Here is a 22,234-nt window from a genome sequence, read left to right on the forward strand (position 1 = left end):
ATACCGCCCTAGTGCACCGGGACCCGGTTCTGCGCCCAGCGCTGCAACCGGTTGACCGCGAAGATGATGACGAAGGAGACGACCAGCATGACCACGGCAATGGCCGTGGCATCGGCGTAACGGAATTCGGAGAGCCGGATCACGATCAGCAGCGGCGCGATCTCGGAGACATTAGGCAGATTGCCGGCAATGAAGATCACCGAGCCGTATTCGCCGACCGCGCGCGCAAAGGCGAGCGCGAGACCGGTAAGCAGCGCCGGCGCAAGCGAGGGCAGGATCACGCGGATGATGGTCTGCCAGCGGCTGGCCCCCAGGCTGCCCGCGGCCTCCTCGATCTCCGGATCGAGATCCTGCAGCACCGGCTGCACGGTGCGCACCACGAAGGGAATGCCGATGAAGATCATGGCGACGAAGATGCCGAGCGGCGTGAACGCGACCTTGATGCCGAGCGCGGCAAGCGGCGCGCCGAGCCAGCCCTTCTCGGCGAACAGCGACGTCAGCGCGACGCCGGCCACCGCCGTCGGCAGCGCAAAGGGCACGTCGACGATGGCGTCGAAGATTCGCCGGCCGGGAAAACGGTAGCGCACCAGCGCCCAGACGATGATGCTGCCCATCACGAGGTTGACGCAGGCCGCCGCAAAGGCGAGGCCGAATGAGACCCGCAAAGCATTCAGTGTGCGGCGGCTGGAGAGGATGGCCCAGAACTGATCGAAGCTGAGCTCGGTGGATCGCAGGAACAGCCCGGCGAGCGGAATCAGGATGATGACGGACAGCCAAGTCAGCGTCAGTCCCATCGTGAGACCGAAACCCGGAAGAGTCCGTCGTCGTGCTGCGATTACGCTCACCAGGCCCCCTACTGCCGTTCCGACAGCGCCCGATCAGTTCTTGTAGATCTGATCGAAGACGCCGCCGTCGGCAAAATGTTCCTTCTGCGCCTTGGTCCAGCCGCCGAACACGTCGTCGATCGTGAACAGCTCGACCTTTGCGAAGGAGTTTTCATACTTTTTAGCGATCTCGGCATCGCGCGGACGGTAGAAGTTGCGCGCGGCAATTTCCTGTCCTTCCTTGGTGTACCAGTACTGGAGATAGGCATCGGCGACGTTGCGGGTGCCCTTCTTGTCGGCAACCTTGTCGACGATCGCGACCGGCGGCTCGGCCAGGATCGACAGCGGCGGCGCCACGATCTCGAATTTCTCCGGACCGAATTCCTTCAGCGCGAGATAGGCCTCGTTCTCCCAAGCGAGCAGCACGTCGCCAACGCCGCGCTCGACGAAGGTCACGGTGGCGCCGCGTGCGCCGGTGTCGAGCACCGGCACCTGCTGATAGAGCTTGCCGACGAAGTCCTTGGCCTTGTCGGCCGAACCGAACTTCTTCTGCGCAAAGCCCCAGGCTGCCAGGTAGTTCCAGCGCGCACCGCCCGAGGTCTTCGGGTTCGGCGTGATCACGGCGACGCCCGGCTTGAGCAGATCGTCCCAGTCCTTGATGCCCTTGGGATTGCCCTTGCGCACCAGGAACACGATCGTCGACGTGTAGGGTGATGAATTCTGCGGCAGCCGCTTCTGCCAATCGGCTGCAATGAGGCCCTTACCGGCGATGGCATCGATGTCATAGGCGAGCGCGAGCGTCACCACATCGGCCTGCAATCCGTCGATCACGGCGCGCGCCTGCGAGCCGCTGCCGCCATGCGACTGCTTGATCTCGACGCTCTTGCCGGTCTCCTTCTGATAGGCGTTCGCGAACGCCTTGTTGAACTCGACGTAGAGTTCGCGCGTCGGATCATACGACACGTTCAAGAGGTTGATATCAGCAGCGAGAGCCGCGCTGGCCAAGAATCCCGTCGTGAGAAGTCCTGCAGCGAGCGGAACGATACGGCGCATCATGTCCATCTCCATTCACTTCGACGACGCCAATGTCGGCAAAGGCATGCAGGCGAAACTCATGGCGAAACGCACTCAAGTCAACGGAACCGGATTTTCTTGTTCGAAGCGGGGCAGCTTGCCTGTGCTACGAAGCCTTCATCGTGTGGATGCCGCATTCTGTCTTGGCCCGGCCACGCCAGCGACCCGCGCGCTCATCCTCGCCCTCGGCCGTTCTGCTCGTGCAAGGCATACACCCAACCGAGCGAAAACCAGACGCAGCAAGGGGGTGACGCGGCAATTTGGCGCGGATGAAAATCGCTTCGAGTTCCTCGCGCGAGACGTTGGCGAACGGGTTGAACTTCAACCGCGCACCATCGTCCTCGACGACAGGAATGTCGGCGCGCAAATTGCCCTGAAAGCGCTTGCGGCCGTTAAGCCAGGCCGAAAACGGCTTCAGCGCGCGCGCCAGCGGTTCGACCTTGCGGATACGGCAGCAGGCGTCGGGATCGGAGAACCAGAGGTCGCGTTCGGGATCTTCGCGCGTCAGCGTCTCTTCCGCCGGCTTGATGGAGCGGACGTCCTTCAAGCCGAGCGTCGCAATCAGCGTATCGCGATAGGCCAGCGTCTCCTCGAAGAGCCAGCCGGTGTCGAGAAAGATCACCGGGATGGCCGGATCGACATCCGCCATGACCTTGAGCAGCGTCGCCGATTCCGTCCCGAAGGACGACACCAGCGCAAGCTTCTCGCGCCCGACGGCTTTGAGCGCCGCCGCGATGACTTCTGCAGGAGAGGCGTCGCGCAAGGCGCGATCGAGCTCCGCCGCCGAAGGCAGCGTCGAGACGGATGAGACCTGGGGCGCGATCGCGTTCACGTGCCGACACCCTCGGAGTGACGCAACTGCATGCGCCGGTGCAGCGCCGTGATCCGGCCGTCGCCGGTCGGCTGGTAGAACACCGAGTAGCGCTTCGCGGTCTGCATGAACGCTTCCGCGTCCGCCTGCTTCTTCACCTCGAAGGAATCGAAGCCGGCGCGCAGCATGAACACGAACTGATCGCGCAGGATCTGGCCCGTCGCGCGCAAATCGCCGCGATAGTTGTAACGCTCGCGCAGCAGCCGTGCCTGGCTGTAGGCGCGCCCGTCGCGGAAGGTCGGGAACACCAGCGCAACCGTCGCCACCTCGCCGAGATACGGCACGAGCTCGTCGATGTCGCGGTTGTTCGGCCAGATCACGCCGACCTTGCCGGCGCGCTTGAGCAACGCGTCGGCCTCGCCGATGAAACGCTCGGCCGGCACCAGGATGTCGCCGCTCTCGGGCAGCGGGGTGTCGACGGCCAGCTTGACGAAGCTGTCGTCGATGATTTTTCCGCCGTTAACGAGTGGCATAGACGCGCTCCTTGAAGGGTTCGACGCCGAGGCGCTTCACGGTGTCGATGAACAGCTCCTCAGGCCGCTCGCGCAGCGCCAGATAGGCTTCCACGACGTCCTCGATGACATCGGCGACCTCGTCGAACTTGACGCCGGGGCCGATCAGATTGCCCAGCGCAGCACCCTCGTCGGCGCGGCCGCCGATGGTGATCTGGTAGACCTCCTCGCCGTTCTTCTCGACGCCGAGAATGCCGATATGGCCGACATGATGGTGACCGCAGGCGTTGATGCAGCCGGAGATGTTGATGTGCAGCCGCCCGATCAGATTGGCGAGCTCATGGTTGGCGAAGCGCCGCGTCAGCTCCTGCGCGATCGGAATCGAGCGCGCGTTGGCCAGCGAGCAATAATCCAGACCCGGGCAGGCGATGATGTCGGTAATCAGATTGACGTTCGGCGTCGCCAGCCCGAGCTTGTCGAGCGCCTTCCACAGCGCCGGCAGGTCGCGCTTGGCGACATGGGGCAGCGCTAGGTTCTGCTCGTGGCCGACGCGGATCTCCCCGAAGGAATATTTGTCGGCGAGATCGGCCAGCGCATCCATCTGTTCGGCCGTGGCATCGCCCGGAGGCGCGCCGATCGGCTTCAGCGAGATCGTGACGATCGAGTAGCCCTGCACCTTGTGCGGCGCCACCGAGTTCTTGCGCCACGCCTCGAAGTCGGCGTCGGCCGCAGCCTGACGCAGCTCGTCCGGCATGTGCGGCAGCTTCTCGTAAGCGGGATAGCTGAAGCGCGAGCGGATGTCCTCGATCACCTCGTCGTCGATCTGGAGCGAGGAATTGCGGATGTGCTGCCACTCCTCCTCGACCTCTCGCGAGAATTTCTCGATGCCGAGCTCGTGCACCAGGATCTTGATGCGCGCCTTGTAGATGTTGTCGCGGCGGCCGTACTGATTGTAGACGCGCAGGATCGCCTCGATATAGCTGAGGATATCGCGGCCGTGCACGAAGTGCTTGATGGTCTTGCCGATGAACGGCGTGCGGCCAAGACCGCCGCCGACGAGCACCTCGAAGCCGGTCTCGCCCTTTTCGTTCTTGATCAACTTCAGACCGATGTCGTGGATCTTGATCGCGGCGCGGTCATGATCCGACGCGGTGATCGCGATCTTGAACTTGCGCGGCAGGAACGAGAATTCCGGATGCAGCGTGGTGTGCTGGCGGATCAGCTCGGACCAGATGCGCGGATCCTCGATCTCACCGGGCGCGACGCCGGCCCACTGGTCCGAGGTGACGTTGCGCATGTTGTTGCCGGAGGTCTGCATCGCATGGATGCCGACCTTGGCGAGATCTTCCAGCGCGTCCGGCAGCTCGGCGAGCTTGATCCAGTTGAACTGGATGTTCTGCCGCGTGGTGAAGTGGCCATAGCCGCGGTCGTATTTGCGCGCGACATGGGCGAGCGCCCGCAACTGGTTCGTCGCCAGCGTGCCGTACGGAATGGCAACGCGGAACATGTAGGCGTGCAGTTGCAGGTAGACGCCGTTCTGCAGGCGTAGGATCTTGAATTCGTCCTCGGTGAGCTCGCCCGAGAGGCGGCGTTTCACCTGGTCGCGGAATTCCGAGACGCGCTCATTGACGAGCGTGCGGTCGATTTCATCGTAAGCATACATCAGAGAGTGCCTTAAGCCTGGGCCGACGACCCGATGGTCACGCCGGTGCGGCGGATCTGTTCGCGCAGATTGCCGGGTTCGATCTTGCCGTCCGCGCCGACCTGCACCGGTGCGATATAGGGACCAATCGCGCCGACGTCATCGGCGACCGACTCCGCAAGCAACGCCTTCGCTTCGTCCGAGTTGCGCACGATCGCGGCTTCCGACAGGTCCGCAGACCAGCTCTTGGCGGCAGTGCGATACACCACGATGCCGTCCCAGGTGCGGTTGGCAGTCACCACCGAAGGGCCGGCGATTTTGATTTTCTTCTGTTCAAGCGGAGAGGTCATTCGGCTGCATCCAATAGGTCAGAGATGATTTGCTTTGGAGATTGGCGATGAAGCGAGCCGGCATGCCGGACCACGTCACCGATGATGAGAATGGCGGGACCACCATGGGTCTGCCGCACAAGTTCGGGCAAGTCGCGCAGCGTGCCGATTGCGCCCTGCGCATCCGGCCGCGTGACGCGGGCGAACACGCCGACCGGCGTCTCCGGAGAACGGCCAGCGGCGAACAGGCCGGCGCGTATCGCGGGCGCAGCGGTCATGCCCATGTAGACCACGACGGTCATCCTGGTGTCGGTCAGCGTCGACCAATCCACCGTCTCCGCGTCGCGCGCCTTGTGCGCGGTGAGGAAGGTGATGCGGGTCGCTTCGTGACGGAAAGTGAGCGGCACCTCGAAATCCGCGGCGCCGCCGAGGCCAGCGGTGATACCGGGGATGATCGAATAGGCAACACCAGCCGCGCGCAGCGCTTCCACCTCTTCGCCGCCGCGGCCGAACACGAAGGGATCGCCGCCCTTCAGCCGCACGACGCGCTGGCCGGCTTGCGCGGCCTCGATCATGCGCTTGTTGATGGCGTCCTGGCCGATGCCGGGTTTGCCGACACGGCGGCCGACCGCAACGCGCGTGGTATCGCGGCGGATGCGGTCGAGAATGTCGGGCGAGACCAGCTCGTCGTGGAAGACGATATCGGCATCCTGCAGCGCGCGCAGCGCCTTGATCGTGAGGAGATCGGGATCGCCGGGGCCGGCACCGACCAACGCGACCGAGCCTTCCGGCTTGTCGGCGCGCGCGAATGCGGTCGGATCGGAAATCTGCTTGAGCGCTGCATCAGCCTCGCCCTTGCGGCCGGCCAACACAGCGGCGCCGATCGGGCCGTCGATGACGCGCTCCCAGAAGCGGCGGCGCAGCGGGAACTCGGCAATGCGCTCGTTGATCGATTTGCGAAAGCCGCCGATGAACTCGGCGAGCTCGCCGATGCGCGCGGGCAGCAGCGCCTCGATCTTCTCGCGCACGCGCCGCGCCACCACCGGTGACGTTCCGCCGGTACCGACTGCGACCACGACATCGCCGCGATCGACGATGGCCGGGAAGATGAAGCTGGAGTGTTCGAGATCATCCATGACGTTGACGGGCAGCCCGAGCGACTTCGCCCGCGCCGACATCGCCACACCGACATCGCCAGCGCCCGCGCAGACAATGGCGATGACGCCAGCGAGATCGGCCGTAAGCGGATCGACGGTCGCGATCTCGACACGCGCCGCATCGTCAGAACTCAGGCCCAGCTCATGATTGCCGTCGATCGCATGCACGCGGAGGCGCGCACCGGCGGCCGCGAGCACGCGCAGCTTGGCGCGCAAAAGCTCACCCGCGCCGATGAGGACCACCGGACCGGCCTTGAGATCGAGGAACACCGGCAAGAACCGCATGCGATACTCGCTTCCCCCACATCCGGGGTTGACTGGAATTATTTTCTATATATGTGTCGTTTCGAGCGCGCAAAGAGAAAATTTTTTCTTCTCTTCTGCACCGCAACTATAGAAAATTCGCCTCCAAACGCAAAGTGGCAGAGATGCATCTTCTCAGGACCGATTCCGGTGCAGATGGACGGGACTCCCAAGCCCCCGTTTCCGAGCAAATTCCCGTCGCGCTGACCGCCCCCAGCATGGACCATCTCGACCAGCTGGAAGCGCAGAGCATCTACATCTTCCGCGAGGCTTTCGCCCGTCTGAAGAAGATCGCCCTGCTGTGGTCGCTCGGCAAGGACTCCAACGTGATGATCTGGCTGGCGCGCAAGGCGTTCTTCGGCCGCCTGCCCTTCCCGGCCCTTCACGTCGACACCGGCAAGAAGTTTCCGGAGATGTATCGGTTCCGCGATCATTACGGCAAAGAGTGGGAGCTCGATCTGCGCGTCGAGCCCTGCCCGCCGATCGATGCCGTCGACCCAACGCTGCCGCCGGCCGCGCGTTCCGCCGCGCGCAAGACCGAAGGCCTCAAGATGGCGCTGGCCAAATACGGCTTTGACGGCCTGATCGCAGGCATTCGCCGCGACGAGGAAGCCACCCGCGCCAAGGAGCGCGTGTTCTCGCCGCGGGGTCTCGAAGGCAATTGGGACGTGCGCGACCAGCCGCCGGAATTCTGGGATCATTTCAACGCATCGCCGCCGCAAGGCGCGCATCTGCGCATCCATCCGATCCTGCATTGGACCGAGGCCGACATCTGGGCCTACACCAAGCGCGAGAACATCCCGATCATCCCGCTCTACCTCGCCAAGGACGGCAAGCGCTATCGCTCGCTGGGCGATCAGGACATCACCAATCCGGTCGCTTCGACGGCAACGAACATCGACGAGATCCTGGCCGAGCTCGAGCAGACCAAGGTGCCGGAGCGCGCCGGCCGCGCGCTCGACCACGAGACCGAGGACGCTTTCGAGCGCCTGCGCGTCGCCGGCTATCTCTGATCAAGGACGCATCGCGGTCATGAACATGCTCGTCACCCCCACGTCGCCCGCCACGCCCAACGGCACCACGCGTCCGCAGGTCCGCATCGTCATCGTCGGCCATGTCGACCACGGCAAGTCGACGCTGGTCGGCCGCCTTCTGCACGAAACCGGCAGCCTGCCCGACGGCAAGCTCGAGATGCTGAAGGCCGTCAGCGCGCGGCGCGGCATGCCATTCGAATGGTCGTTCCTGCTCGACGCGCTCCAGACCGAGCGTGACCAGGGCATCACCATCGACACCACGCAGATCCGCTTCCGCACCAATTCGCGCGACATCGTGCTGATCGACGCGCCCGGCCATGCCGAATTCCTGCGCAACATGATCACCGGCGCCTCGCAGGCCGACGGCGCAGTGCTGATCATCGACGCGCTCGAAGGCGTGCGCGACCAGACCCGCCGTCACGGCTATCTCCTGCATCTGCTCGGCGTGAAGCAGGTCGCGGTCGTCGTCAACAAGATGGACCGCGTCGATTTCTCGGACCTGCGCTTCAAGGAGATCAGCGACGAGATCTCCGCGCATCTCAACGGCCTCGGCGTGACGCCGACCGCAATCATCCCGATTTCCGCGCGCGACGGCGACGGCGTTGCCGAGCGCACCGACCGCATCGGCTGGTACAAGGGTCCGACGGTGGTCGAGGCGCTGGATCGGCTTGAGCCGGCGCGGCCGCTGGAAGCGCTGGCGCTGCGCCTGCCGGTGCAGGCGATCTACAAGTTCGACGATCGCCGCATCGTGGCAGGCCGTATCGAATCCGGCAGCCTGATTGCCGGCGACGAGATCGTGATCATGCCGGCCGGCAAGATCGCAAAGATCAAGACGGTCGAAAGCTGGCCGGTGACGCCGGTCGCAACGCGCCAGGGCGCCGGCCGGTCGGTCGGCATCACGCTCGACCGCGAATTGTTCATCGAGCGCGGTGACATCATTGCACATGCCAACACCGCCCCGCGCGAGACGCGGCGCTTGCGCGCGCGCATCTTCTGGCTGCACGACAAGCCGCTCGCCAAGGGCGACCAGATCCTGGTCCGCTCGGGGCCGAAGGAAAGCCGCGCCACGGTCGTCGCCATCGAGAAGGCAGTCGATCCCGGCGAGCTCGAGAGTCGCGAGAACAAGGCGATCGGCCGCAACCATGTCGGCGAGATCGACATTTCCCTGTCCAATCCGATTGCCGCCGATCCCTACACCGAGAATCCGCGCACCGGCCGCCTCGTGATCGAGGTGTCCGGGCGCATCGCAGGCGGCGGCCTGGTGCTGTCGGTCGATGCCGGCCAGCGCGCCGTGCCTGTCGATATCGTGCCGGTGGAATCGGCGCTGCGCGCCGACGAGCGCTCCGCGCGCTATCGCCACAACGGTGCCGTGGTCTGGCTCACCGGCCTGCCGGCCTCCGGCAAGTCGACGCTGGCCAAGGCGCTGGAGCGGCGGCTGTTCACCAATGGCGGCTCGCCGATCCTGCTCGACGGCGACACGCTGCGGGCCGGGCTCAACAACGATCTCGGCTTCTCCGCCGCCGATCGCAGCGAGAACATCCGCAGGCTTGCCGAGGTCGCAACGCATCTCGCCCGCAACGGTCATATCGCCATCGTCGCCGCCGTCTCGCCGGCCCGCGAGGACCGCGCCACCGCGCGGCGCATCGCCGACACCGCGTTCCGCGAGATCCACGTCGCGACACCCGCCGAAATCTGCGAGGAGCGCGACCCCAAGGGCCATTACAAGAAGGCCCGCGCCGGCGCACTTGCCTCCTTCACAGGCATCGGCAACGACTACGAGCGGCCCGAGGCGGCTGAGCTTGTGATCGACACGTCTGCCCGTACCGTCACGGATGCAGCGGATGAGATCGAACAGATGCTGAAGACGACCGGCGTGCTGTTCGACGAAGTCGTGGACCTCGCCGCGAACATCTAAGCACGTACTGCGCTGGTTCACGCACTGCCACCACGCAGGCAGTGCGTTCCCTCCCGCCCTTGCGGGGGAGGGCTAGGGAGAGGGGTCCACACGGGGACTCTTTCCATCAGGAGCACTCCGCTCCATCGATCTCAAGCACACCTTTTCCTTGGCCGCCCCTCTCCCCCACCCTCCGCCCTTGCGGGCAAGGGGGGGGGGAGCGCAGTTGCGTGCGCGGCGGGTAGCCGGGCTCGATCGATTGTCACTCGATCGCTTGTAAAACGCGTCAACCGTCCACCTCGGCTTGACATTTTGACAGACCTTTAGGGGTCTTCTCACCGCCCCGATTTTGAGGCTAATAGGTCCCGAAAGCCGCCCTGAGCGGGCGCATTTTGCTGCTGTCGGGTCAAAAGCAGCCAAAAACCGCCATTTCCAACAAGAAAGACCATCATGAAACGCGTCGACGCCCACGGATTGAAGATCGCCCCCGTCCTTTTCGATTTCATCGCCAAGGAAGCCGCCCCGAAAACCGGGATCGCGCCGGATGCGTTCTGGGCCGGGGTGGCAGGCATCATCAAGGAGCTGGGCCCGAAGAACCGGTCACTGCTCGCCTTCCGTGATCAGTTGCAGGCCAAGATCGACGACTGGCATCGCGCCAACAAGGGCAAGGCGTTCGACCTCGACGCCTACACCGCCTTCCTGAAAGAGATCGGCTATCTCGTCCCGGAGCCGGCGACGCAGAAGGTCGAGACCGCCAATGTCGACGAAGAGATCGGCAAGATCTGCGGCCCGCAGCTGGTCGTGCCGCTCACCAATGCGCGCTACGCGCTGAACGCGGCGAATGCGCGCTGGGGCTCGCTCTATGACGCCTTCTACGGCACCGACGCGATCCCGCACGATCCGTCCGAGAGCGGCAAGGGTTACAACAAGGCACGCGGCGACAAGGTGATCGCCAAGGCCAAGGCCTTCCTCGACGCCGCCGCGCCGCTGGCGACCGGCAGCCACACCGACGTCACCGCCTATAGCGTCGTCGCGGGCCAGCTCGCGGTGAAGCTGAAGAGCGGCAACGCCACCGCGCTGAAGAATGCCGCGCAGTTCGCCGGCTTCCAGGACGACGCGGCCGCGCCGAGCGCCGTGCTGCTCGCCAACAACGGCCTGCATGTCGAGGTCAAGATCGACCGCAGCAGCGTGATCGGCAAGGACGATCCGGCCGGCGTCGCCGACATGATCATGGAATCGGCCGTGTCGACCATTCTCGACATGGAAGACTCCGTCGCCGCCGTCGACGCCGAGGACAAGGTGCTGGTCTATCGCAACACGCTCGGCCTGATGAACGGCACGCTGTCGGCAGACTTCGAGAAGGGCGGCAAGACGCTGACGCGTTCGCTCAACGCCGACCGCAGCTACAAGACGCCGGACGGCAAGGGCGAGGTCAAGCTGCACGGCCGCAGCCTGCTGCTGATGCGCAATTGCGGTCACCACATGTTCACGGACGCGGTGCTGGACGAGAAGGGCGAGGAGGTGCCGGAAGGCCTGCTCGACGCCGCCGTCTCGGGCTTGCTCGCGATCCACGACCTCAAGGGCAACTCCAAGGTCAAGAACAGCCGCACGGGATCTGCCTATATCGTCAAGCCGAAGATGCACGGCCCGGACGAAGTGTCGTTCACCTGCGAGATCTTCGACCGCGTCGAGAAGATGCTCTCGCTGCCCGAAAACACGCTCAAGGTCGGCATCATGGACGAGGAGCGGCGCACCACCGTCAACCTCAAGGCCTGCATCCAGCGCGCCTCCAAGCGCATCATGTTCATCAACACCGGCTTCCTCGACCGTACCGGCGACGAGATCCACACCTCGATGGAAGCGGGTCCGATGATCCGCAAGAACGAGATGAAGGCGCAGGCCTGGATCAAGGCCTATGAGGACTGGAACGTCGACATGGGCCTGATCGACGGCCTGCCCGGCCATGCCCAGATCGGCAAGGGCATGTGGGCTGCACCGGACAAGATGGCGGACATGCTCCAGCAGAAGCTCGCCCATCCGCAGGCCGGTGCCACCACGGCGTGGGTGCCCTCGCCGACTGCGGCGACCCTGCACGCCCTGCACTATCACCAGGTCAACGTCATCGCGCGGCAGCAAGAACTCACCAAGGGCGGTCCGCGCGCAAAGCTCTCGGACATCCTCACCATTCCGGTGTCTAAGTCGAACTGGGCGCCCGACGACGTCAAGCAGGAGATCGACAACAACTGCCAGGGCATCCTGGGCTACGTCGTGCGCTGGATCGACCAGGGCGTCGGCTGCTCCAAGGTGCCTGACATCCATGATGTCGGCCTGATGGAAGACCGCGCCACCTTGCGCATTTCCAGCCAGCATCTCGCCAATTGGCTGCACCAGGGCGTCATCACCGAAGCGCAGGTGATGGAATCGCTCAAGCGCATGGCCGTCGTCGTCGACAAGCAGAACGCCGGCGACGCGGTCTACAAGCCGATGGCACCCGCCTTCGACGGTGTCGCCTTCAAGGCGGCTAGCGACCTCATCTTCAAGGGCCGCGAGCAGCCGAACGGCTACACCGAGTACATCCTCACCGCGCGCCGCCGCGAGGCCAAGGCGCTGGGCTAAACGGCAGCGGGCCGAGGCCGATCATTCGAACACCAAAAGCCCCGGCTCGCGCCGGGGCTTTTTTGTTGGGCGTCTGTGTCGCCTGCTAAAACACCGCGAGGTATTTCAGCAGCGACACGATGCCGATGATGATGACCACGACGCGCGCGATCTGCTTGGCGCGGCCGTCCATCGGCAGCATGTTGATGAGATAGAGAACGAGAATAATGACGAGAAAGGTGACGAGTACGCCGACCAGCATTGCAGGGCCCCCTTCAGGCAAATTGCTAACGAGGTCCTAACGCCCGTCTCGCGCGCCGGTTCCATCCGCGCAACCCCTTACAACTTCTAGTAAATGCGTAATTCTACCGGCAGGCGGCCTGCCTAAAACTTTACCCTTTTCGTTTCAGATGCGGAAACCGTACGGCCTGCGTGCCGCGAACGGTATGCGATTGCCGATGTGACCGCCCCCCGTTTTCTCGATTTTGCCGGGGCGTCTGTGCCGAACTTTGAAATGGGAACTTGGGGGGACTTCGATGCTCAATCGTCTGACCGTGTCCGCACTGTTGAAGGCAGTGATCGCGATCACGTCGATCTGCGTGGTGATCGCACTCTCGCTCACCGCCTACGAATCCTGGGATCGCCTCAACACCGCCAACCGCATATCGGCGATCGCCGACGCCTCCGCCGATCTATTCAAGGCGATGCACAATCTGCGCACCGATCGCTCGACCACGTCGCGGCTGTTGAACGCGACCGAACCGATGGACTCCGAGATCGAGAAATATCTCCGCGCGCTGCGCGATGCGCAGATGCCCGCGATGGCACGCGCGCTCGTGCTGCTGCCGTCCATGGACTTCCCGCGATCCGGCACGCTGGTGCCTGAGCTCGCGCGCCTCAACAAGCTGCTGATCGAAGAGCAGAAGGAGTTCTGGGAGAACGTCGCCAAGCCGAAGGACCAGCGCCGTGCGGGCTTGACCAAGGAATATATGGAGACGACGCAGGGGCTGCTCGATGTGCTCGACAATCTCGGGAACACGCTTGCCGCCACCGTCAACCACCAGGACGCCGAGATCGACCAGTTGCTGGCGATCAAGCAGAACGCCTGGCTGCTGCGCAACACCGCGGGCGAAGGTTCGCTGATCGTCTCGATGGGGCTTGCCGCCGGCAAGATCACGCCGGAAGCCCGCTACAACTATACCCAGTATGTCGGCGGCACGAGCGCGATGTGGAAGGCGCTGGAATTGTCGACCTCGGGCATGCAGCTGCCGCCGGCGCTCGCCGCCGCCATGACCGGAGCCAAGACCGCTTATTTCGATCCGCAATACCTGGCCTTGCGTGATCGCCTCGCCGACGCGCTGGTCAAGGGCGAGAAGGCCGAGATGACGGCCAACCAGTGGAGCCCGATCACGGTCGGCCGCATGGCGAGCGCGGTCGCGGTCGCCGAAGCCGCCCTCGATGCCGCGAGGGCGCACACCCTCGATCAGCGTGGCGCCGCGCAGCGCGCACTGATCGTGCAGCTGGTGCTGCTGGCGCTCGCGATCGGCCTCGCGGTCGGCGCGATCATGCTGGTCAGCCGCCGCGTCATCAACCCGCTCAACACCATCCGCGATGCCATGCTCAAGGTCGCCGGCGGCGATCTCGCCGTCGACAGCGGCTATCTGGATCGCCAGGACGAGATCGGCGCCCTTGCCGGCGCGCTGGAAACCTTCAAGCAGCAGGCCACTGAAAAGCTCAAGATCGAAGAGCACGAGCGCGAACGCAATGTCGGAGCCGCCGCGCGGCAGCGCGCGATCGAGGCCTATGTCGGCGAGTTCGAGGGCGCGGTGCGCAAGACGCTGGGCGAGCTGAACGATGCGTCGGGGCGGATGCGCAAGACCTCGGGCGATCTCTCCGCCGTCTCGCGGCAGACCAACGACCGCGTCCAGGTTGCCGGCAAGGCCTCCAACGACGCCTCCATGAGCGTCGACAGCGTCGCGGCCGCCGCGGAAGAGCTCTCGGCCTCGATCAACGACATCAGCCAGCAGGCCGCCCACGCCGCCGGCATCGCCGGTCGCGCCGTGACGCAGGCGCGCGAGACCGATGGCACGGTGCAGGGCCTGCAGAAGTCCGCAGGCCGCATCGGCGAGGTCGTCGGCCTCATCAACACCATCGCGGCACAGACCAATCTGCTCGCGCTCAACGCCACCATCGAGGCCGCACGTGCCGGCGAAGCCGGCCGCGGCTTTGCGGTGGTCGCCTCCGAGGTGAAATCGCTGGCGAGCCAGACCGCGAAGGCAACGGAAGAAATCTCCGAGCAGATCGCCGACATCCAGAAGGTCGCGGGCGATGCCATCAACGCGATCCAGACCATTGGCGGCATCATCGGCGAGGTCAACGAGGTCGCGACCGCGATCGCGGCGGCCGTGCAGGAGCAGGGCGCGGCGACACAGGAGATCACGCGCAGCACCCAATATGCGGCGCAGGGCACCAAGAACGTCTCGGACAACATCACCGGCGTGAAGGCGGATGCAGACGCCGCAGCCGCGGCCGCGGACAATGTGAAGAGCGCCTCCGAGATGCTGGAGACCCAGAGCAACCAGCTCGGCCACGAGGTCAGCGACTTCCTCGGCAAGATTCGCGCGGCATAACGCGCGCGGCTACGTAATTTTACGGCAGGCACACTGTCTAAGTTTTTACCCTTTTCAGGCCAAATGCGCCCGGCGCCCGCTGTATGCAGGCGCGTCTATTGCGGCATCCCTTTGGTTTCGAGGTTCGTGGGGCTGCCGTTCGGAGCCACGAACTTCGAAATGCGTACCGGGGTGTCCGATGCTGAATCGCTTGACCGTATCCACGCTGCTGAAGGCGGTGATTCTCTCTACCGCGCTCGTCGTCGTCATCGGCTTCTCGATCAGCGCATGGAGCTCATGGGGCCGGCTGCAGCAGGCCAACCGGATCGTCGCGGTTTCGGCGGCTTCGGCCGAGATGTTCAAGGCGATGGCCAACATCCGGGCCGACCGCTCGACCAGCAACCGCCAGCTTACCTCCGACGTCCCGATGGACAAGGACATCGAAAAATACATCCGCGATATCCGCGAGGCGCTGATGCCCGCACTGGCGCGCGCGATCGAGATCCTGCCCTTGATCGACATGCCCCAGCGCGAGCTGATGGTTGCCGACCTCGAGCGCTTCAACAAGGCGCTGCTCGCCGCGCAAAATGAGTTCTGGACCGAAGCCGCCAAGCCAAAGGCGTCGCGCCGCCTGGCGCTGGCCAAGGAATACACCGACGCCGAAGATGGGCTGATGTCGGTGCTCGAGAAGCTGTCGCCGCTACTTGCCGCGAGCGTCAACCACCAGGACGCGACGATCGATCAGTTGCTGATGATCAAGCAGATGGCCTGGCTGCTGCGCCTGAACGCCGGAGAGTCCTCGCTGATCGTCGGCAATGCGCTCGGCAGCGGCAAGATCGCCCCGGAAGTCCAGCTCGCCTACACGAAATGGGTCGGCGGCACCGAGACTGCCTGGAATGCGATCGAGCTTGCCGCGACCGGCATGCAATTGCCGCCGGCGTTGAGCTCGGCGATGGCCGAAGCCAAATCGACCTATTTTGATCCGCAATACGCCGCCACGCGCGACGGAATCATTGCTGCCGTCGCCAAGGGCGAGAAGGCGTCGATGACCGCCAACCAGTGGAGCCCCTATTCGGTGCCGCGCATGATGACGGCGGTGAACCTTGCCGATGCGGCGCTGCAGGCCGCCAAGGATCATTCCGCGGCACAGCGCTCATCGGCGGTCCAGTGGCTGATCGTCAATACCGCCCTGCTGATCGCTGCGATCGTTCTGACCGGTGCTGCAATGCTGGCCGTCAGCCGCCGCGTGATCACGCCGTTGCATCGGATCCGCGACGCCATGCTCAAGGTCGCCGGTGGCGATCTCGGCGTCGACAGCGGTTATCTCGACCGTCACGACGAGATCGGCTCGCTCGCCGGTGCGCTGGAGACCTTCAAGCAGCAGGCGATCGACAAGCTCAAGATCGAGGAGCAGGAGCGCGAGCGCAATGCCGGTGCGGCCGCGCGCCAGCGCGCCATGGAAACCTATGTCGGCGAATTCGAGGGCGTGGTGCGCAAGTCGCTCGGCGAATTGAGCGATGCCTCGGCCGAGATGCGCAAGACCTCGGGTGATCTCTCCGCCGTGTCGCGTCAGACCAACGAGCGCGTCGAGGTCGCCGGCAAAGCCTCCAACGACGCCTCCACCAGCGTCGAGAGCGTCGCGGCGGCAGCCGAAGAACTTTCGGCCTCGATCAACGACATCAGCCAGCAGGCCGCGCATGCCGCAGGGATCGCCAGCCGCGCCGTCAACCAGGCGCGCGAAACCGACGGCACCGTGCAGGGGCTGGCGCAATCCGCAGGCCGCATCGGCGAGGTCGTCGGACTGATCAACACCATCGCGGCACAGACCAACCTTCTCGCCCTCAACGCCACGATCGAGGCTGCGCGGGCCGGCGAGGCCGGCCGCGGCTTTGCGGTTGTCGCCTCCGAGGTGAAGTCTCTGGCGAGCCAGACCGCGAAGGCGACCGAGGAGATCTCGGAGCAGATCGCCGATATCCAGAAGGTCGCCGGCGACGCCATCAACGCCATCCAGGCGATCGGCGGCATCATCGGCGAGGTCAACGAGGTCGCGACCGCGATTGCCGCCGCCGTGCAGGAACAGGGCGCAGCGACGCAAGAGATCACCCGCAGCACGCAATATGCCGCGCAGGGCACCAAGAACGTCTCCGACAACATCACCGGCGTGAAGGCCGACGCCGACACCGCGGCCGGCGCCGCAGACAACGTCAAGCAGGCCTCGCAGATGCTGGAGACCCAGAGCCGTCAGCTCGGCGATCAGGTCAGCGACTTCCTGGGCAAGATCCGCGCGGCGTAGGCCCCCTACTCCTTCGCAACCACCGGCACCTGGCGGAATTTCGCGCGGATCTTTTCCGGCAAGGGCGAGAAGTTCATTGCGACACCGCGGCGATCGTTGGCGTTGCGATTGGCGACGACGAGGCCGTCGCTACCCGCAACGATATCGCCCTTGCGCAAGGTCGGATCGTCCTCGGCCTTGAGCGAAGCGAGGCCGGCCGGATCCTTGCCGTTGCATGTACACCCGGACACGATCTCGTTGCGATAGCGGAAGGCGTTCGGCAGATCGGAATAGGACTTTCCGCTGTCGGTCGTGGCGTCGTCGATATTGCTGCCATAGACCAGTGACGTCTCCGACGCCGGACAGAAGCTCTTGCAGGATTGTGCCTTGCTCTCGGCGTCGTTGCCCTGCGCCGGGAAATAGCGCCCGTCGCAGCCGCGCACGCAATAGGCCGTGCCACCGCCATAGGAAGCGCGCTGGCGCGGCGCGTCGTAGCGCGGCATATCGTCGTTCGGGAACGGCACCCGGATCTCGGGCGGCGGCCGCATGCGGAAGCCACCGAACAGCGCCGAGAAGAAGTCCTCCGCATGCGCCGAGGGCGCCAGCACAAGGCCGAGGCAAGCGACCGTAACGAACGCGGCCGTTCCGCCAGCGAGCCTGGTGATCGAACGTCTCATCATGCAACCTCACTCAACTCTTCAATCGACCGACGACGCAGAGATGTTCAGCGCCTGGCGCCCCGAGGGCAGCGTCGTCGCCGCCGGCCGCTTGCGCAGGGGATCGCCGCCGCGCGCCATCAGCGGCGCATTCTTCGGCAGTACCACGACCCTGGCGCCGACATTGACGCGGCTGAACAGGTCGCTCACGTCCTCATTGGTGAGGCGGATGCAGCCTGAAGAGACGAACTTGCCGATCGTGGTGGGATCGTTGGTGCCGTGGATACGGTATTCGCTGGTGCCGAGATACATCGCGCGGGCGCCGAGCGGATTTCCGGGGCCGCCGGCGACGAAGCGCGGCAGATAAGGCTGGCGCGCGATCATCTCTGCCGGCGGATGCCAATCCGGCCATTCCGCCTTGCGGCTGATGCTCTGCACGCCCGACCAGGTAAATCCCTCGCGACCGACGCCGACGCCGTAGCGCATCGCACGGCCGTTGCCGAGCACGTAGTAGAGATAGGTGTTGGCGGTATCGATGACGATGGTGCCGGCCGGCTCGTTGCGGTCGAAGCTGACGATCTGCCGGCGCAGGCGATCCGGCAGCGCCGCATCTTCGTCAGCGGCCCGCGGCGCCTCGCTCGCATAACCCTGCGAAGAATAGATCTGATCCTGCGGATAGGCCTGCGGCTGCATCGGCACATAACCGAGCGTTTGGGCCTGAGCCGCGAACGGCACGGTCAGCAAAGCTGTCGCAAAGGCACAAGCGGTGACGACGCGCGGCGAGAAGCTGCGACGGATTACGGAGAACTTGGTCATGTGCTGCCCCGTGTGATGTCGGCATCTTGAGTGATGCGGCTTCCCAACAAACGCAGCAGAACCGACTCAAGTTCCGCCCGCTCATGCGGCATCAACGTCACAGTCAAGCGAGCGCAACTTCACGAAGCCGCGATGGAACCGCCGGGGGTGTGGGGCGTTTCCTGATGACCAATGGGCGCCCGGAGACCTCCGTGCGGGAGAGAGATTGTGCGCGTCCTTCCCAGTGAACGTCTGATTTCCGGCAACGACGAGGGTACTCCGCTCCCCGACAGCCACGTCGAGCTGCCGCCGATGATCCGGCGCACCGAGTTCGTTGCCTTTGCGCTGGCGGGCCTGCTCCTGATCGCCGTCGTCGCCGTGCTCTATGTCGCCAAGGGGTTCTTCCTTCCGGTCGTCATGGCCATCGTCGCCGGAACGATGCTGTCACCGGCCGCGACTTTCCTGGAGAAGCGGCACGTGCCGCGCGCCGTCGGCGCCGTGCTCATCGTGATCGCGGTAACCGCGCTGGTGGCCTTCGTCTTTGCGCTGATCGCCGCACCTGCCATGGAATGGAGCTCGCGTCTGCCGGAGCTGGGCGCGCAGCTCAAGGATAAGATGCACGTCTTCGACCGGCCTCTGGCGCTGTGGCGAGAGCTGCAGACCATGATCGGTGGCTCCGAGGGGCTGCCGAGCCTCCAGCTGCCCAAGTTCGACTGGGTGCAGCCGACGCTGGAATTCCTGTCACCGACTTTCGCCGAATTCCTGTTGTTCTTCGCCACCCTGATCCTGTTCATCGCCAGCTGGCGCGATCTGCGGCGCGCCATGATCATGAATTTCAGCGACCGCGACGCGCGGCTGCGCACATTGCGGATTCTGAACGAGATCGAGGTCCATCTCGGCAACTACCTCCTGACCGTGACCCTCATCAATGTCGGCGTGGGCGTCGCGGCCGGGATCGTCTGCGCAGTCACCGGAATGCCCAATCCGGCCGGGCTCGGTGCGCTCGCGGCCGCCCTCAACTTCATCCCCATCATCGGTCCCGTCGCCATGTTCGTCATATTGGCCGTGGTCGGTGTCGTGGCCTTCCCGACCCTCGGCGGCGGCCTGGTCGCGGCGATCGCCTTCGGCGGCATTACCTTCATGGAAGGGCACTTCGTCACGCCGACCATCATCGGCCGCAGGCTGGCGCTGAATGCGCTCGCCGTGTTCATCGCTCTCGCCTTCTGGACCTGGCTGTGGGGACCGATGGGCGCGTTTTTGTCGTCGCCGCTCCTCATCGTGGGGCTGATCATGAAGGAGCATCTGTTGCCGGAGAATTCGCCGCAGCTTCCGCAGGCGTGAGCCCTGCCGTGAACGGAACTTACCTGAAGACGAAGCGTTTTCCGCCCATCTCACCGCCAACAGTTCGGAGCCCGTGATGTCAATATCCGATGGCGAAGCCAGAATGAGAGACTGGACCGACAAAGCCACCGCAGAACGCCTCGAGAAGGATGTAGCAGCCGTGAAAAGCGATATCGCCGCCCTCACCGACCAGATCACCGACGCCCTCAACACATTCGCCAACGCCACGGGCAAGCAGGCCCGACGCGGTTACAAGCAGGCGCGCGACAACATGGATTCGACCATCGACGACTTCTCCGAGCGCGGCAGCGCCATGATGGACGCGGCGCAGGATGCCTACGGCTCGATCGAGGAGACGCTGGAAGACGCAATCACGCAGCGGCCGCTCGCGACCGTCGGTGTCGCGCTCGGCATCGGCTTCCTCATCGGCTTCGCCTGGCGCCGCTAGGACGCAAGATGGATTATGAGGTCACGACGGCCTGTGCCGCCGTGACCGGCACGTGACCAATTGGCTTGTGGGGACCTGAGGAGCAAGACCGTGTTTCAGCGCATCATCGACGGCATCAGCGCATCGACGGGTACGACTGTGCGGCTGACCTCGCTGGCGGCGGGTGCGGCGTTCGCACTGTTCATCACCACATGCTTCCTCTGCGCGGCTGCCTTCATCTCGGTGCTGGAGAAATACGGTCCGGTTCAAGCCTGCCTTACGGGCGCCGGCATCTTCTTCCTGCTGACGCTCGCCGCGGCGGGAAGCTATTGGGGCTACAAGCGGGAGATGCGGACACGCGCTCGCATCGCCGCCGAGCGCGCCGCAAAGGCGGCCCCGAGCATGCTCGCCGATCCCATGCTGATCGCAACAGGCTTGCAGATCGTCCGCGCTATCGGCGTCAAGCGGCTGTTGCCGATCCTGGCCATCGGCGGCGTCGCGCTCGGAATCATGGCGAGCCGCGCCGGCGCTGCGGATGAGGCATCGGTCGAGCCGGCCGAGTAAGGGGCGCGATCGCATTAAGAAAATTGCGCGGCCGACCGGACGAGCGCGCTGGAGGAAATTCCACGGCTTATCTCTGCGCAATTTTTAATCAGGCGCGGTAAATCTACCCTCCTTCACGCAATCGCTACTCGGATAGGCAGGCGGTTGCCGCTAAAAGCATCGCCCCTGATTCCAAAAGTTATTTCCACGATGAAGCCGTCCGTCAAGGCGAACCTCTCCGCATTTCAGCACGATGCCCGTCTTTACCTGACGCTCGGGATTGCGACCTGGTCGGTTTTCGTCGATCACATCCCGAACAATGTCGTCAACCTGCTGACGCTGCGCAACTTCGGCTTCAGCGGCGCTGCCGACCTGTTCGTGTTCGTGGTGGGCTATGGCGTCGCCATCATCTACGGCAGGATGGCGCTGGAGCGCGGTTATGTCGTCGCCGCGACACGCATCTTCGGCCGTGTCTGGCGGCTCTATGCCGCCTATGTCGTGCTGTTCGTGGTCTACATCGACACCATCGCCTATGTCGCCTCGCAATCGATGGCGCCGGAGATTATCAGCGACTACAACATCTCCGGGATACTCGATCATCCGCTGCGCATCCTGGTCCGCGGCCTCGTGCTGCAGGAAGAGCCGCTGAACCTCGACCTGCTGCAATTGATGATCCCGCTGATGGCGTTCTTTCCGTTGGCCCTGTGGGGGCTGTTGCGGCGGCCGAACGTGACGCTGGCGCTCTCTGTTGCATTCTATTTCGCGGCGCGCTGGTTCGAGTGGGGTTTCCGAACCTATCCGGACCAGGAATGGACGTTCAACCCGTACTGCTGGCAGATGCTGATGGTGCTGGGCGGCTGGTTCGCCGTCACCGGCGCATCGGGCCGCGCGTTGCGCAACCTGCCCTGGCTCCGCGTGCTGGCGGGCGCCTATCTGGTGTCGGCGATGGCCATCACCCTGATGCGCCATTCGCCGACATTGTCGGCCTATTTGCCGGATGTCGTGCTCAACGGCATCTCGCCGGCCGACAAGGAAAACCTCGCGCCCTATCGTGTGCTGCATTTCCTCGCGCTCGCCTTCATCGCGACCCACCTCATCCCGGCCGACCATCCGGGGCTGCAATGGAAGCCGCTGCAGATGGTGATCAAATGCGGCGAGGAATGGCTCGCCGTGTTCTGCGTCGGCGTATTCCTGTCCTTCGCCGGCCATCTCATCCTGATCACCGGCGCCAATCTGGTCGTGATGCAGATCGGGGTGAGCGTTGCCGGTTTCGCGGCGATGACGGCGGTGGCCTATTATATCTCCTGGTCGAAGCGTCAGGATGAGCCGGCAGCCGTACGGCAACGGGCCTAGCCGCAAGGCTCTCGCGCGATTTCGCTAGGCCGGAGACCTCGGCTACGCTATGCGGGACGAGGC

The 22,234-nt window shown here is 64.6% G+C and carries 19 protein-coding genes; 9 read left to right on the top strand and 10 right to left on the bottom strand.

The genetic code is table 11. The features are described 5' to 3' along the window. Positions 1-8 precede the first annotated feature (8 nt). From cysT to cysG, 7 genes are all read right to left on the bottom strand, one after another. Entirely contained in the window at positions 9-845 is an 837-nt protein-coding gene (gene cysT, locus NLM32_RS39175; protein ID WP_309143714.1) for a sulfate ABC transporter permease subunit CysT, read from the bottom strand. Between the two features lie 33 nt (positions 846-878). Then, a complete protein-coding gene (locus tag NLM32_RS39180) occupies positions 879-1,892 on the bottom strand; it encodes a sulfate ABC transporter substrate-binding protein (protein ID WP_375143611.1) in 1,014 nt (337 codons plus the stop codon). A 112-nt stretch (positions 1,893-2,004) separates the two neighbouring features. Continuing rightward, on the bottom strand, positions 2,005-2,730 hold the full coding sequence (locus NLM32_RS39185) for a phosphoadenylyl-sulfate reductase (protein ID WP_254134013.1): 726 nt from the start codon (positions 2,728-2,730) through the stop codon (positions 2,005-2,007). After that, on the bottom strand, positions 2,727-3,242 hold the full coding sequence (locus tag NLM32_RS39190; RefSeq protein ID WP_254134014.1) for a DUF934 domain-containing protein: 516 nt from the start codon (positions 3,240-3,242) through the stop codon (positions 2,727-2,729). Before NLM32_RS39190 ends, NLM32_RS39185 begins: the two co-directional genes overlap by 4 nt. After that, the gene (locus tag NLM32_RS39195; protein WP_254134015.1) at positions 3,229-4,884 is read right to left on the bottom strand and encodes a nitrite/sulfite reductase; all 1,656 of its coding nucleotides are present in this window, start codon (positions 4,882-4,884) and stop codon (positions 3,229-3,231) included. The genes NLM32_RS39190 and NLM32_RS39195 overlap by 14 nt, the downstream gene beginning before the upstream one ends. 11 nt (positions 4,885-4,895) lie before the next feature. After that, complete coding sequence (locus NLM32_RS39200) at positions 4,896-5,213, bottom strand: DUF2849 domain-containing protein (protein ID WP_092216576.1); 318 nt, start codon at positions 5,211-5,213, stop codon at positions 4,896-4,898. Beyond that, the gene (gene cysG, locus NLM32_RS39205) at positions 5,210-6,634 is read right to left on the bottom strand and encodes a siroheme synthase CysG (protein WP_254134016.1); all 1,425 of its coding nucleotides are present in this window, start codon (positions 6,632-6,634) and stop codon (positions 5,210-5,212) included. Before cysG ends, NLM32_RS39200 begins: the two co-directional genes overlap by 4 nt. Before the next feature lie 236 nt (positions 6,635-6,870). Between cysG and cysD the strand changes: the two genes are divergently transcribed. The 3 genes from cysD to NLM32_RS39220 all read left to right on the top strand — a co-directional run bounded on the left by cysD (position 6,871) and on the right by NLM32_RS39220 (position 12,196). Then, positions 6,871-7,665, top strand: coding sequence for a sulfate adenylyltransferase subunit CysD (gene cysD / locus NLM32_RS39210; RefSeq protein WP_254135527.1), 795 nt, complete (start codon positions 6,871-6,873; stop codon positions 7,663-7,665). Positions 7,666-7,684: 19 nt separating this feature from the next. After that, positions 7,685-9,601, top strand: a complete 1,917-nt coding sequence (cysC, locus tag NLM32_RS39215) for an adenylyl-sulfate kinase (protein ID WP_254134017.1) — start codon at positions 7,685-7,687, stop codon at positions 9,599-9,601. Positions 9,602-10,030: 429 nt separating this feature from the next. Next, positions 10,031-12,196, top strand: a complete 2,166-nt coding sequence (locus tag NLM32_RS39220; RefSeq protein ID WP_254134018.1) for a malate synthase G — start codon at positions 10,031-10,033, stop codon at positions 12,194-12,196. An 85-nt stretch (positions 12,197-12,281) separates the two neighbouring features. Here the strand turns inward: NLM32_RS39220 and NLM32_RS39225 are convergent, their stop codons facing one another. After that, positions 12,282-12,437 carry a Thivi_2564 family membrane protein gene (locus NLM32_RS39225; RefSeq protein ID WP_084292245.1) on the bottom strand — a complete coding sequence of 52 codons (156 nt, stop codon included), beginning with the start codon at positions 12,435-12,437 and terminating at the stop codon, positions 12,282-12,284. Positions 12,438-12,711: 274 nt separating this feature from the next. Here NLM32_RS39225 and NLM32_RS39230 point away from each other — a divergent pair, with 274 nt between their 5' ends. Further along, positions 12,712-14,805, top strand: a complete 2,094-nt coding sequence (locus tag NLM32_RS39230; RefSeq protein ID WP_254134019.1) for a methyl-accepting chemotaxis protein — start codon at positions 12,712-12,714, stop codon at positions 14,803-14,805. A gap of 178 nt (positions 14,806-14,983) precedes the next feature. Then, positions 14,984-17,077: a methyl-accepting chemotaxis protein gene (locus NLM32_RS39235; RefSeq protein WP_254134020.1), complete on the top strand. Its 2,094-nt coding sequence runs from the start codon at positions 14,984-14,986 to the stop codon at positions 17,075-17,077. Between the two features lie 5 nt (positions 17,078-17,082). On the opposite strand, the gene NLM32_RS39240 is transcribed toward NLM32_RS39235, so the two are convergent. Further along, complete coding sequence (locus tag NLM32_RS39240; RefSeq protein ID WP_254134021.1) at positions 17,083-17,736, bottom strand: DUF2865 domain-containing protein; 654 nt, start codon at positions 17,734-17,736, stop codon at positions 17,083-17,085. Positions 17,737-17,754: 18 nt separating this feature from the next. Continuing rightward, entirely contained in the window at positions 17,755-18,528 is a 774-nt protein-coding gene (locus NLM32_RS39245; protein ID WP_254134022.1) for a L,D-transpeptidase, read from the bottom strand. 207 nt (positions 18,529-18,735) lie between these two features. Between NLM32_RS39245 and NLM32_RS39250 the strand changes: the two genes are divergently transcribed. The 4 genes from NLM32_RS39250 (at position 18,736) to NLM32_RS39265 (ending at position 22,171) form a co-directional block, all read left to right on the top strand. Further along, positions 18,736-19,848: an AI-2E family transporter gene (locus NLM32_RS39250; RefSeq protein WP_254134023.1), complete on the top strand. Its 1,113-nt coding sequence runs from the start codon at positions 18,736-18,738 to the stop codon at positions 19,846-19,848. Positions 19,849-19,924: 76 nt separating this feature from the next. Continuing rightward, positions 19,925-20,296, top strand: coding sequence for a YqjD family protein (locus NLM32_RS39255; protein WP_254134024.1), 372 nt, complete (start codon positions 19,925-19,927; stop codon positions 20,294-20,296). A 90-nt stretch (positions 20,297-20,386) separates the two neighbouring features. After that, the gene (locus tag NLM32_RS39260) at positions 20,387-20,839 is read left to right on the top strand and encodes a hypothetical protein (protein ID WP_254134025.1); all 453 of its coding nucleotides are present in this window, start codon (positions 20,387-20,389) and stop codon (positions 20,837-20,839) included. 189 nt (positions 20,840-21,028) lie between these two features. Beyond that, on the top strand, positions 21,029-22,171 hold the full coding sequence (locus tag NLM32_RS39265) for an OpgC domain-containing protein (protein WP_254134026.1): 1,143 nt from the start codon (positions 21,029-21,031) through the stop codon (positions 22,169-22,171). Positions 22,172-22,234 lie beyond the last annotated feature (63 nt).

Origin of the sequence: Bradyrhizobium sp. CCGUVB14 (assembly GCF_024199935.1) — a bacterium.
GTDB lineage: Bacteria > Pseudomonadota > Alphaproteobacteria > Rhizobiales > Xanthobacteraceae > Bradyrhizobium.